Below are 13,976 nucleotides of genomic sequence, written 5' to 3' on the forward strand. Positions count from 1 at the left end.
TTTCATTTTAATTATCCCTTAAACGATAACTTAGTAGGGTTTGATTTTAATTTTTCATGCGCTACCGCTAAGAAACTATTCGCTCCTAGCTGACAATTACTCTGTGCTAGCGTTGCGGAACCTAAGCTTTCAAAGTGCGACTCAATGACTAAACGAAAATTAATGGCATTACCCACATAATCTTTAATAATTTTGTTAGCTAATTTGAATAAGGTTCCATTTGGTAGTAATAATTTGGCCTTCTGTGGATCATCTGTGGCAATATTTACTTCAATGTTCGACGATGTATCCCATACTTTTTTACCTAGCATTGTATCTATGCCTAAGCGAGCATGTTGGCCCTCATATAATGTTTGGCTCGCTAAACACGTTTGCTCTTGCGCATCTAAATTGTGCCACTGACCAACCATTTGCTTAATGGTGACTTGGCAATCTAAATATGATGCTAAAATATTCTTTAAATCAAATACGTTTCTAATTTTTCGGCTATATAAACCGGCAAAATAAAGTTGATGCTCATTATAACCACCACTCAACAAGCCTAGAATTTGTGTATAGGGATCTTTATTTCGAGCACTGTTGGTATGATTAAGCGACGGCTTATATTTTTTCCATGCACGGTAATACAAAGAGACTAAGCGGTGATTAAACATGTCATAAAAATCACGCATCGTAGTATCTTTATACCGTAAACGCTGCATTACCAATTCACTATAAAACTGAGGTAACGCGCCAGAACAACCTGTTAAACCCATAAACGAGACTTGCATATGCACTTTATGTAAGCCATCTTCAAAGCCAATTTCTTCAAGCTTGGTAATTGCATTACCTGGATAGCCAAATTTTTGCGTTGCCGTAAATTTGATCAACTCCAATTTAGGGCTACTATCATAACCCACATGACGGTACTCTAAACCGCGCTTTTTAAGCTGCTTTTCAACGATAAAAACAGCTTTATAAAAATCAATTTGTGAGGCTTGAGAAATTAAATGCTTGATCATAAAAGTGGATTATCTCCAACTCGTGCAGGCCATTGATAATAAATCTGTTCCTGCTCTTTTAATCTAAGACTAAGGCGCGTAAAGCTATTAATTGCAGCAAATTGTGCAAAGAAATGGTCTAAAATCGCAGCAAAGAAAAACATACCGCTACCAGAGAAATCGTCATTGGCAAATGTGATTTCAATTTCACTGCCAGTGGCAAAACTAACGCGTCCTTGTTGCACAACTCTTGCTGTTGAAGGCGCTATTTTTAACCGATAGATATTATCAATCATGCCTTTACTTTGCGGCGTCGCCCTAAAGTCATAAAGCCGCAAAATTTCTTTTAATCGATTACAGGCATCTTCACCACTGAATGTATCCAAAGTTAAATGGTTTACTAATTGCCATCTTGTTGCATCAGCTAAAATAGGTCGAACCGCATGAGTAAAAGGAGTGAGGCAACGAATTTTTTTTATCACATCGCCGCGCTCTGGCATTAATAAACCCAATTCGTCATCACCAAATGGCATGCTAGCGGGCAAGTTTCTGTTACTACATTTCGCTCTTACCGTTAAAACAGAATTACCTTCACCATATTCCAATGCACTGTTTTCAAATGTAGCATCAACAAGTGACATAAAAGTTTCAGTACCTGACTCTACGTAGCCTCCAGCCCAAGAAGCAGTTTCTCTGCGAATATGCCAAAATAAATCATTATGACCTTGATACTTTGGATGGGTTTGCCCATAGAAAGGTGATACCACTTGTTTATTACCTTTGTGATCAAACGCAATGACTTCAGAAATGGCAATCACCTCGGAGATTTCTGAATCCATATAGCGAGGTGTTAATTGGTATTCATATTCGCTTATTTGTGGCCGAATCGGTTCAAGCTCTTGCTCAAACAAATTAATTATTGGTGTGCAGCCTAGTAAAAACATGTTGTTATCGACTTGTTTTTCAAGCTCACTTGACTCGGTATCGAGGTAAATATAAATTTCACATCGATTTGATTGCTTTGGTAACGCAGCTCCTATGCCATCAATTTCAAAGAAGCGAAATTTTTCAGGAAACGTAAAATTTTCAACAAGTAAACGATAACCACCAGATGAGCGCTGTGAGTAAGGAACAACCGCTTCATGCGACTCAAAACCAACAGCTTTTAATTGGTTTTTTGATAAATACTTAATCCCTTCTTCACCATTATCTATGGCTATGCCTATAGCATGTTTAAAAAGTAATTCATATACTTTTAGCGTGTGATGCCATTGCCCATTGATAAACACTCTCAGTTTTTCAAGCCCTGTTTCAGCGAGTGATACACCTTTATATTCACCTGTTAATTCAAGCTTGAAAATTGATTTAGCACGCTCGTGCCAACGAGGTTTAGGTGCAACAAATGGACTGTTATCAAATTGAGCATGGGTAATTTCAACGGGCCATAAGTAAGTTTCATAACATGTTTGAAACTTACACTGCTTCATAGATTCGACGTTGGTTTCAACTTCACTCGCTCTTGGAATAACAACCCCCGCTGTAGATAAGTTTTCAGCTTCTAACTTAACAACGGACATTGACGGAATTGGTGCTTGGTAATCAGGCAACATTTGCCCTAATAAAGCGTCCGTTAATTCAGGGAAACTATCGTCTAACTTTTGTCTAATGTTAGCGGTTAGAAAAGCAAAAGACTCTATTAATCGCGATACGTGAGGATCTTCAATATGATCCTCACTCAACTTTAAGCGACCTGCAACTTTAGGGTATTTTTCAGAGAAATCTTTACCTAAGTGACGCACAAATGCTAATTCACGATTGTAATATTTTAATAACTCATCGTTCATAATGACGCCTCAATAATCTTCATGCCAAGGTTTATAGGCTCTACTTCTGAATCAAAGCTAATAAATTCAGGCTCAGGATCAGCGTACAAAAGTGCATTGATCCTTAAATGAAGCACCCTATTTATTGGCACATCTTCATCTGTAAATACTTCGACTTCTAAAAATCGTGGTTCAAACTTTAAAATTGTATTTCTGACTGTTTCGCATAACAGTGCCCGTCCTTCATGAGAACTCACAGACATACTTGAAAAGTCAGGCAAACCATAAGATAAACAGGACGTCGATAACTCGTTATATTGAGCAGGCCAGGTGTGCCATTGAATACGGGCATTTAGCAAAGCTTCAATATCTCTGCGCACATTTTTACGAAGCTCACTAATCGTGATCCCTTCTGTACGAGAGGGCGCATCTTGAAAGTTTGGCTCATCATCAATCAATCGATCAAGGATCGATGCTTGCAACTGTTGCTTATGCTCTATCATTATGATTTAACTTTAAATTACACTGTTTCTAGCGAGTTTATTCGTAAGTTCGGTATGGTGATTGCCTCATCATTAACAAAAACCATTTTCATCCCTTTGCCTATCATAAACTCAGCTTTAAGCTCTATCCAGTCAGAAACCTGACCAAGCTTCTCAAGATCTGACTCCGAATTAGTATAGATAAGTGGGATGTGGGCTGTTCCAGATGGGCCACCATTAATGGTTACTTCAACTCTTAACCAAATGCTTTCAAGTAAAGATTCTACAGGCTCTATTTTTAATGAATCGATTTCATTAAAGTTTGCAAGATAAAATTCACCATTAGTTCCTAATAACTCTAAATATGGACTTAAGGTGTCATCTAAATCACGCGCTGCAGAGCCGTCATCTTGTGAGCTTCTTAATTCTTCCATTTCTTTTGCAAACCCAGCAGCTTGCTCAATCTCACCTTCTTGCAAAGCCACATGCATTTTTAAGAACAATGTATCGAGTTCATCTGCATCATGAAACAGTTTAGGGATTCCATTTCCTTGGTAGAAATCGATTCTAGATTGTTGTGCACGAATTAAGTGCCTTAAATTTACGGCTCCCACGGCAAACTCAGGATTCTTTTGCACCATAAAGTCAATCTGCTTATCGGCTTTTTCAAGTTCACCATTGATACAAAGTAACTCCGCATAAATACTTCTTATATCAAAGTTTAACGGTTCATCTTGCAGCTCAGTTGCGCAAAAAGCTAAAGCTTCAGCAAGTTTCCCCTCGCGTATGAGGCTATGTATTTTTTTCATGACTATTCCTTTATTTTATGGTGAGGACTGAGCTCTGTTATTAATTTAATACTGGAGACCATCTGATCTAATTGAAAATGGGGCTGTAACTGCAAAACTGAAAAATAGTGACCAGGATTTGCCTTATTCTCGCTTACTTTTATTTTTGCATTACTAAGTGGATACTTACTTCTCACATATTCAGACGCGGAGTCTGACGCCGTTGTATAATTATTGATCCACGCCTGTAAATCGCGCTCACATGCTTGTGCTGTGTTATATGAACCAACTCGGTCCCTTGCTAATAACTTCAAATAATGAGCAAATCGAGACACGCACAAAATATATTGCAACATAGATGACAAACGCGCATTTATATTCGCTGCACTAGATTCATAATTTTTTGTTTTTTGAACTGATGCATTACTATAAAAAACAATATGTTCTGTGTTAGTAACGGACGACGTTGGAATAAACCCAAGTTCCGAAAATTGCTTTTCAAACTTACTTGTTACTAGTAAATCAAGTGGCGGCTTTGATTCTTTTTGATAAATATCATTGGCAAAATTATCTTGAGCTAACCCTGTCACTAATCCCTTTGATACTTTACCAGGTTCCATGCCCCGAATATGTCCAAACCAGCCACTTTCACAGTAAGCTCGAATAATTGTTGAAACAAATTGGTAGGCAGCATTTCCCCACAGCATATCCGTTTCAGGGTCATTAATTTGCTCTTTAAAATAAAAATCTTGATGACGCTTACCATCATTCTTGTAAGGAGGCCTCACTAAAACATGGGGCAAGGTAAGCCCTACAAATCGCGCTTCTTCCATGGCTCTAAAGCTTTGCCATTTAATATACTCAGGTTGGTCAAATTGATTAAACAAATCTGAGTGATAACCTAAATCAGAAAAATTATCTGCACCAAATAAATTTGCAGAAGCTGAGCAAATAAAAGGCGCAAAAGCTGCTGCCGCGGTACGTGATATTTCTTTAATTGTATCAATATCGTTGTAAATAGACCCTTGTGAAAACATATTACTGATTTCGTAATCACCTATTACAACTCCAAATGGTTCACCACCGGCACTATCAAATTCACTCTGATACAACAACTGAAAAAATAAGCTTTGGTCAAAATCGATTGCTTTATTGACGTCTTTTGAAAGCGTTGCCCAATCACAGTTCAATACTTTTATTTTTACTTTATTTTCTTTGTCGTACTGCTCTGTCTGTAACAGCAACCACCATAGGTTACGCCAACTAGCTTCTAATTTTTGAAAACGTGGTTGATGAATAATTAAATTTAACTGGTGTGAGATGAGCTGATCGAGTTCAACGATAACTTTTTGTAAATAAGGACTAAGGGATTCTTTACTCCATGTAATTGGTGAATCAGAAGAGCCTTCAAGCCATAACAACAAGGCCTTATCTAAGTTTTTTTCATTCAAAAAACGGTCAAGTAAGGCATCATTATCACTTATACGAGAATGCGACTTTTGAAAAAAAGTAACATCTTGATTTATAAATGAAAACTCTTCATGATTCATTTTACAGCATTATCCTTAACGCTAGAGATCGGATAATTAACCGATCTCAGGAATTTTAGCTACTAAACGTAAAGAAGAGGTTAGTTCTTCCATTTGTAGCCAAGGTCGTAACCACGCAACTGCATTATAAACACCTGGTTGACCTGATATTTCTTTTACAGATACTTTAGCATCCGCTAACGGATAACGTGCTCTGATGTCTTGACCACCACCCTCGGTTGCATTCACATATGATAAAATCCAGCGATTTAACCAAGATTCAACATCCTCAGCTTCCATAAAACTACCGATTTTGTCCCGCGCCATTACTTTTAGGTAATGAGCAAAACGCGAGGTTGCCATAAGGTAAGGTAAACGTGCCGATATAGCAGCATTGGCTGTAGCATCTGGGGTCGAATAAAGCTGTGGTTTTTGACAACTTTGGCCACCAAAGAAAACCGCATAATCAGTATTTTTGTAATGACAAAGCGGTAAGAAACCTAGTTTACTAAGCTCAGCTTCACGTCGATCGGTAATACCAATTTCGGTAGGACACTTAAGATCCGGATCACCATCATCACTGGTGAAAATATGCGTAGGTAAGCCTTCAACTTTACCACCGCCCTCAGCACCGCGAATTGCTGTACAAAAACCATATTGAGAGAATGCTTTAGCCATATTTGTAGCCATCGCATACGCAGCATTACTCCAACAATAGTCATTATTATCAGCGCTTAAAGAGCGGCCGTCTTTATGTTCAACGTCAAACTCTTCATAGTTAAATTCTTCAACTGGTTTAGAAGCTGCACCATATGGCAAGCGAGATAAGAAGCGAGGCATAGTGAGAGATACAAAGCGTGAATCATCACTATCTCTAAATGAACGCCACTTGGTGTACTCTAGTGATTCGAATACTTTTTCTAGGTCACGAGGTTTAGTAAGCTCTTCCCAGTTGTCAAACCCGAATAACGAAGGAGACGACGCTGAAATGAATGGGCAAAAACCAGCAGCAGCAACATTAGACATTAAACTTAAAGTTTCAACATCTTCAGGATGATTTGTAAACTCAAAATCGCCTACAATCGTGCCATATGGTTCGCCACCAGGCGTGCCGAATTCAGCTTCATAAATCTTCTTAAACGTTTGGCTTTGATCAAATTCAACCGCTTTACTTAAGTCTTTATGAAGTTCTTTTTTCTTCATATTAAGCACGCGAATTTTCAAGGTTGAACTCGTATCAGAGTTCATTACCAAGTGGTGTAGACCACGCCATGAACCTTCAAGTTTCTGAAACTCCTCGCTGTGCATTACCAAACTCAGTTGCTTTGATATTTTTTGATCAATTAGCTGAATTGCTTCATTGAATGTCACAGTCATGTTTTTATTCCATTGGACTGTTCCTTTCATTGCTTCTTCAGTTAAAGTTCTCAGTAACTCTTGTGCACGGCTCGCATCCGTTTGCTTGGTAGCACCAATAGCTTGTTCTAATAACGAAGAAGTTACTTCTGAAGTTGACTCTAACTCAGTACTTAATTGTTCTGTACTCATTTTTCAGTCTCCTCTAATTTTAGTTCCTTAGCAATTGAATCTAAACTTGCTGTGTTACTTAAAACTTCTTCAAGAACATTTTCAAGTTCTTCTGAGCGATCAATTTTAGTCATGAGATCGCGTAATTTATTACGCGTTTCCATTAATTTACGCAGCGGTTCCACTTGATTTACAACGGCTGCTGGCTCAAAGTCATCAATCGATTTAAAGTTCAAGTTAACTTCAAATTGAGTACCATCATCATTAAGCGTATTATCTACGTTTAATTTTAAAGACGGGCTCATACGCTTTAAAACATCATTAAAGTTTTCGCGATCTATTTGAATAAATCGTCTATCTTTTAGTGGTTTTATTGCATCAGTATTATCACCTGAAAAGTCACCCATAACACCGACTACAAACGGTAATTCTTTCTTTACCGCAAGACCTTCGGTTTCCACATCATAAGTGATGTGCACTCGAGGCTTACGTACTCGCTTTAATTTATCGTGGATACTCATTGAGAACTCCTTTTACTTATGTTTCAGTTTCGCTGATCTTAATGCCAGACAACTTAAAGTATCCAGTCCTAGCATCACTATCTGTAATTAATTCATTTAATAATTCAGGTAGCGACAATTCGCTCCATCGAATTACCTGCTCTATGGTGTAAGACATAGGTGAGTGTGGCTCTGTTTTTCGAAAATAAGAGGCTATTTCTTTCAGTTTCTCAATGGCATTTTCTCTAGAGTTAATTTCTAGATTGTGTACCTTGTTCACTTGTTTGTAAGTAACCTCACCATCTTCTAACACCACTTCTTGTACTTGTTGTGTTAAGTCTTGCGCTTTTTGGGCGGCAGCGAGTTTATCAGCGGCAATGTGATTCACAGCGGCTAAACTCTCTTCCAATGCTTGTTTAATATTAGAAGTCGGTTGTGGCTGAGCTGTAACGCGATCTAGTACGTCACTTAATATTGCAAATTGCTCAATTGCAGTTGTTATATCGTCTCTAAGATTTACGAAAAATTCAGTGCTCGTCTCTGCTGCACTTTTTTCGATTAGCTCAAAATCGACAGCACCTTGCGTTAGCTTTTTGTCTCTTTTCTCTTCACTCAACCTAGATATGTCATAGCCTTGTTGATATTCCCAAAAAGAAAATGAATCGAGACTCACACTTTCTGTCAACGCTATACTTTTAATCGGTATAATTAAGGTGCCTTCACCAGCGACACCATTTAAACCAACTAGTGCAGATACTTTGTCTGAAATTTCATCATCGGCATCAAGGGCTGGATATAAATATTCAAAATAATTATCGAGCAAGGTATGGGCAACTTGAAAGCCAAATGCTAAGCCTTTAAAGCCATGTATGCGGCACAATGCTTCAATAAACCATGCTAAATAGTCAATGTCTTTGCTTTCTGTTTTTAAGGCTTTGCTGGATTGCTCTAACAACGGCAACCAGTCTCTAGCTAAAGTTGCAATGCCTTCTTCATCAACAAGGGCATTTCTTTCTGCCGCACGTAATTGGTTTCGTAAATCTTTTAACGCGAAATAGGTAGACGCAGGAGTGACGTCTGAGCGCGGGTCAATACCTGCAATCTCAGTGTCTGAAATAGGGGAAACATATTCTTCAAAAACAAACATTCCATTGTCCTAATAATTGTCCATAAAAACCAAACAAAGTGAAGCGGTTTTCATATTACATTTTTTATTTGAAAATACAAGCCTAGTTACACTTTAGTTTGCACCCATTAATTAAACAGCAAACCTATTTATTATATCTAAGTCTATAAACTAATTTATTTTTTTATTATATAACCATTAAAAACAAACCTAAAAATTTACTTTGTAAATAATGGGATTGTAGCTTCATCCTGAACATTAAATGAATGAGATTTATAATTACTAAGCTCTTTATCATATTTAATCAAAATACAGGTTACATTATCTTTCGCACCTCTAACAAGAGATGAATGCATAAGTGCCATACCAGAGTCGATTATACTCGTTGGCTCTAATGAACGGCGAATATCATTATCAGATAATTCGCCTGTTAATCCATCTGAGCACAATAAAAATATATCGCCTGATTTAACTTCATTTTGTACCACATCAACGTTAACTTCTTGTGTAACACCCACGGCACGGGTTATGACATTAGATAATGGATGGTCCTTCGCTTCTTCAATAGAAATAACTCCTTCATCGATCAGATCGTTAATTTGGCTATGATCCTTTGAAACTTGCTGCAGCTGACCATTGCGCAGCAAATAAGCTCGACTGTCACCCACCCAAAGCACATAATATTGCTCATTTTTAATAAACAAAACGGTCACTGTGCTACCTGCAGTTTTGCTCCCTAAATATTGCGCACTGTATTCATTTAATTGACGGTTTGCATTTTCAATAGCGACGACAATATGCGACACATTAAGCTCTTCAAATGTCAATCCTTCAACCGTTGCTTTAATGGTATCGACGACGAGCTGACTTGCCACTTCACCCGCTTCATGGCCGCCCATACCATCAGCAACAACCCAAAGACTATGACTGTTTATTTCGACATGGGCATCTTCATTCAGCTGCCTAACAACACCGCGATGGGTAATCGCATAACTGGTACTCAAGTTACTCATCAGTATTTTTTACCTGTGTATAATTCCATTCCCAGTGCTTCCATCTACCATCCAACATTGCTGCAACTTGATTAATTGCGGGGAGTCCAGCCGTTACCAACATCATAGGTTTTATATTGCACGAGCCATGAGTCCACCAAACACTATAATCACCATATTTCTTACACAAAGCAGCATGCATTACATCTTGTAAAACCGTCTCTGTCAGTTCATCACCTGAAAACTCAAATGCCTCGCCTGTTTTGTTTTTATCTGCGGTATTAAAATAAGTTAGCGCTTTACGGGTTCCCTGAACTGCATTCAAGGTTTTCGCAACTTCTTTCCTCCAAGAGAAAAGATCAACTGAATTATCAAGTACTTTCAGCACAACATCTTCATAAGCTAATGAAAAAACGCCAGAGTTTAAAACATCAATAGGTGCATACTCTAGTGTACTAGCTACGGTAAATGGATAATGACGCCCCACCGCATCCATACTTGGAATTAAGGTACCCATAACCCCCTTATCGCCAACAATATTCGCTGACAAAGCAAAATGCCAGACAGGGCCAGTTAAATAATTATCTTGCCACAGCTCCCCAAGCTGCTCTTTGCTTACAGCAATAGCAGCTTGTAGCCATTTTTCCCAATGTTCTGAGAACTCTTTGGATACACTATCTTGAACAAAGTCACCTAAACTAGGGACTTTACCCAAATAGCCAATATTTATAATCGGGTCGGACATGAAAACTTCTCTATACTCTTATTCCAAAATGGATGCCTAATTGACTTCGGTAATAGCTCTACTTTTGCGTTATTACCCATAAGCGCAAAGTGTAGTTTCAGATCTTCCCGTGTTTTACTTCGTTTGGCGCTTAGTTCATCAAGCATACGATATAACGACCATTCACCTTGGTAAGTGGTATTTATTGAGCGTCCGCCATTCGGTGGAGTAAATACAACGCGCGTTTTACTTTGTCCTGTGGCTCCAGGCCAAACAAAATTACTCACTTTTAATGGCCCGTGTCTATAGGTCATTGATTGACCATCAATCTCAAGCATAAAACTCGAGATTGTTTGATCTAATTCTAAAGGTTTCAAGCCGAACTCAATCCTTGGTGTGCTGCTACCACCATCAAAAAATGCGAGCTGTATTTGATTCGCAAGTTCAAACATTGCCAAAGTATCTCGGCTGATACCAATGTCTTTTTCAAACTTCCATGGTCGTGAGTTCATGTCAACACTAGGTGCAACATAGCTATTAAAGAAACTATCAATCGTACCGCTAGGTCCAAAAAATCGAGTGAAGTCTTTTAAATTCACTTCTTTATCTGCATTAGGTGAAAACGGGTAGCGTCCAACAATTGCTGCATTGTATTCTCGTAATACTTTGCTTTTCCAAATCTCATTTAAGTGTCTATTGGCACTATTTTTAGTAATGTTACTGGTATCTCGGCTAATATCTAACAGCCAGCTATTAAATGGATAAGGTAAATCACGGCTTTGAAACTCTAATTGGCGAATAAAGCTAGGCTTACTTTTACCGCTGATTTGATCTTTAATAGAGGACTTCAACTGATCGCCTCGATCAAGTTTGGTCAAATAAACATTTAGCTCCCTGAGATTCTTTTGCATATTATCTAACTGCTGAGCGTCTATTTTAAGTACATCCTCAAATGCCTCTTCAACTTGATACCCTGGTAGCTTGATATCAAATTTTGGCGCTTCGTCAGGCAAGAACCGTTTGATTCTATTCGCCTTAGTTTGCATCGCAATTTCAGCAGCATTAGCCGCAACTTTCCCAGCAGCTTTTTGATTTTCAGAGACTGGTAATTGAGTTAATTGAACATTTTTCTGCACCGCTAAAATGATGTTTTTGATCGGGGCTTCTGATCCGGCTAACACACCTGTAATATTGACCCCTTCAGCAGGAGAGCTATATTGATTTAAATTTAGGTCATCGAGGAATGACTGCCAATAATAGATATAATCCTGAAAATAACGCTGTTCTAATTTCTTTTCTATTTCATCTTTAGAGATATCATACGTTCCAGTTGCTTCTTCCCCGTAAACCCAGCTACTCGCCATTAAATTTCCTAGCATCTTACTCTTTTCGATATTAAAAATGCCATGGAAGCCATTGAACGTGTACAAACCAGGAATACTACGAGTTAGCTCACTGTTATTGCGAAATGAAAACTTTTGAGCACTTTCAAAGCTAATAATATCTGTCAACCTAAATGGCGGAATACTACTATCGAGAAAGTCAGCTTGAAGTCTTTGATATGCCCGCTCAGCAATAGGTAATTTAGTTAGTTCAGCACGTGCAATTTTAACTGCTTGGTTATCAACTTCTTCATAGGCAACACCTTTTTCAAGTAATGCCGCTATATGGTCCATTAAATCAAGTCGAGTTTGTGTATTTTTCTCACCGGGGAAACCACGTTCTAAGTATGCATCAAACCATACGATTAAATCTTCACGCTCAAAATATTCGGGTTGAAACAACATTAAATAACACTTCAATGTTTCGTACAAATAACTCAAGTGCTCTGGATGAGTTTCCATTTCTTTCGTTAAGGTATTAAGCATAAAAGGCGCCAAGAACGTTTGTAATGCTCTGTCGTAGGCATCGTTCGACGACTGCTTAATTTCATTTAATTTATTAAAGCCAACTGATGATGAGTCTTGCTCATTATTGAAAATATCACTACGCGCAGGGAGCGCTCGTAATGAATTAAGCCTGTCATTGAGTACCAGTACATTGCTGCGATCAAAGGATGCCGCATCTATTTCTTGATACGACTCAATTGCATCTTCAGTGACCGCGATAAGGTTATTATTCCATGCATAACTAAAATACCATGATGCTGAAAAACCAACCACACAAGCACAAGCCAAAGAGATACTTGCTATGCGTAACCATTTGTTTTGCTTATCATGGTGTTTGTTGGTACTTGCTAAATTCTGTTCAGGGAAGATGACTCTTTCTAATACATTTTTAATGAAAAAACTCTTCGATTGATTTATGTAGCTGCCACTGGCGTTGTTTACATCACTTAAAAGGCTGGCCGGTGTTCCTTCTTGAGTAGCACTGGTTAAGTATACCCCCCTAAACATAGGTAGTTCTTCATACGCATTAGGGGTAAAAATTTCTTTCAAAAATGCATCACCAACACCTTGCAATACACGAAGCTGTCTTGGGAATTCAAAAATTTTCGCTCTTATTTCTTCATTCCGTTCATTTATCAAACGACGATTTAGCAGCTCTGTTAACTTAGCTATAAGTGTATGAAACTCTTTATTAAATGCATCAACTTGAGTGTTCTTATCTAAATCAAGTTCAAAAGTAACCCCCCAAACTTGCTCACACTCTTCTTCACTTAATTCGGCAAAAAACTCTCTAAAACCTTCGATTAAATCAACTTTTGAGAAAATAACATAGACAGGAAAAGTCATTCCTAGCTGATTTTGTAACTCTTGTAGACGTTGCTTGATTGCGCGCGCATGTAGGTTTCGCTCTGTTTTAGTTTGGCTCATTAACTCAGAGATACCCATACTGATCATTACGCCATTGATTGGTCGTAATGGACGATATTTTCGCAGTAAACCTAAAAAACCTTCCCAAGCACGTGAGTCATGTTTTGCATGACTGCTCTGAGTTGTGTAACGCCCTGCCGTATCAATGAGTACAGCTTTGTTAGTAAACCACCAATCACAATTTCGAGTACCACCGACACCATGAATCAAATCAACCCCAAGCTTATCTTTTAATGGATAGTCCAAGCCTGAATTGTTGATCACCGTTGTTTTTCCTGCTCCCGGTGGTCCTATCATGATGTACCAAGGTAATTGATAGATATTTTTCCCCTTAAAGAGTTTTACATCTTTAAGTAAATCAATTGCTTCACCCATTCTTGTTTTTAAGGTCGTAATTTCTTCATTTACTTCATTACTGTTTGAGTCATCGCTGTCGATTAACTCATTAGCCATTTTTTCATCTCGTTTACTTTGTCGAGTCAAACGGTATATTTTCGTGATCGCAAAAATAAGAATAACCACTAAAATGGTAAATAATCTTGAGGCAACACTCGCCAGTGGCACATAACCAGCAATGGCAATCAAGGGACCGCCAAACCAAATTAGTAACGACAGTGCGCTAAAACCAATAATTAGGATTGCTGTACGCGATGTAAGTAAATATTTGAGTTTCTGTAAAAAGTTCATTC

At 38.2% G+C, this 13,976-nt stretch carries 11 protein-coding genes; all 11 read right to left on the reverse strand.

Features of this window, described 5'->3' with window-relative positions:
• Positions 1 to 11: 11 nt before the first annotated feature.
• On the reverse strand, positions 12 to 1,001 hold the full coding sequence (gene tssG, locus PSR9079_RS12340; protein ID WP_149981865.1) for a type VI secretion system baseplate subunit TssG: 990 nt from the start codon (positions 999 to 1,001) through the stop codon (positions 12 to 14).
• Positions 998 to 2,824: a type VI secretion system baseplate subunit TssF gene (gene tssF, locus PSR9079_RS12345; protein ID WP_149981866.1), complete on the reverse strand. Its 1,827-nt coding sequence runs from the start codon at positions 2,822 to 2,824 to the stop codon at positions 998 to 1,000. Before tssF ends, tssG begins: the two co-directional genes overlap by 4 nt.
• Entirely contained in the window at positions 2,821 to 3,306 is a 486-nt protein-coding gene (tssE, locus tag PSR9079_RS12350; protein ID WP_149981867.1) for a type VI secretion system baseplate subunit TssE, read from the reverse strand. Before tssE ends, tssF begins: the two co-directional genes overlap by 4 nt.
• 17 nt (positions 3,307 to 3,323) lie before the next feature.
• Entirely contained in the window at positions 3,324 to 4,094 is a 771-nt protein-coding gene (locus tag PSR9079_RS12355; protein ID WP_149981868.1) for a type VI secretion system accessory protein TagJ, read from the reverse strand.
• Between the two features lie 2 nt (positions 4,095 to 4,096).
• Positions 4,097 to 5,623 (reverse strand): type VI secretion system contractile sheath large subunit, encoded by a 1,527-nt coding sequence (tssC, locus tag PSR9079_RS12360; RefSeq protein WP_149981869.1) that lies wholly within the window; start codon positions 5,621 to 5,623, stop codon positions 4,097 to 4,099.
• Positions 5,624 to 5,659: 36 nt separating this feature from the next.
• Positions 5,660 to 7,150, reverse strand: a complete 1,491-nt coding sequence (gene tssC, locus PSR9079_RS12365; RefSeq protein WP_149981870.1) for a type VI secretion system contractile sheath large subunit — start codon at positions 7,148 to 7,150, stop codon at positions 5,660 to 5,662.
• Positions 7,147 to 7,650, reverse strand: coding sequence for a type VI secretion system contractile sheath small subunit (gene tssB / locus PSR9079_RS12370; protein WP_149981871.1), 504 nt, complete (start codon positions 7,648 to 7,650; stop codon positions 7,147 to 7,149). Before tssB ends, tssC (PSR9079_RS12365) begins: the two co-directional genes overlap by 4 nt.
• A gap of 16 nt (positions 7,651 to 7,666) precedes the next feature.
• A complete protein-coding gene (tssA, locus tag PSR9079_RS12375) occupies positions 7,667 to 8,776 on the reverse strand; it encodes a type VI secretion system protein TssA (protein WP_149981872.1) in 1,110 nt (369 codons plus the stop codon).
• A gap of 197 nt (positions 8,777 to 8,973) precedes the next feature.
• Positions 8,974 to 9,768, reverse strand: a complete 795-nt coding sequence (locus PSR9079_RS12380; protein WP_246175557.1) for a PP2C family protein-serine/threonine phosphatase — start codon at positions 9,766 to 9,768, stop codon at positions 8,974 to 8,976.
• Positions 9,761 to 10,492, reverse strand: coding sequence for a type VI secretion system-associated protein TagF (gene tagF / locus PSR9079_RS12385; protein WP_149981874.1), 732 nt, complete (start codon positions 10,490 to 10,492; stop codon positions 9,761 to 9,763). The genes PSR9079_RS12380 and tagF overlap by 8 nt, the downstream gene beginning before the upstream one ends.
• Positions 10,474 to 13,974: a type VI secretion system membrane subunit TssM gene (tssM, locus tag PSR9079_RS12390; RefSeq protein ID WP_149981875.1), complete on the reverse strand. Its 3,501-nt coding sequence runs from the start codon at positions 13,972 to 13,974 to the stop codon at positions 10,474 to 10,476. Before tssM ends, tagF begins: the two co-directional genes overlap by 19 nt.
• Positions 13,975 to 13,976: the final 2 nt, after the last annotated feature.

The organism is Pseudoalteromonas rhizosphaerae (assembly GCF_902498845.1).
GTDB lineage: Bacteria > Pseudomonadota > Gammaproteobacteria > Enterobacterales > Alteromonadaceae > Pseudoalteromonas > Pseudoalteromonas rhizosphaerae.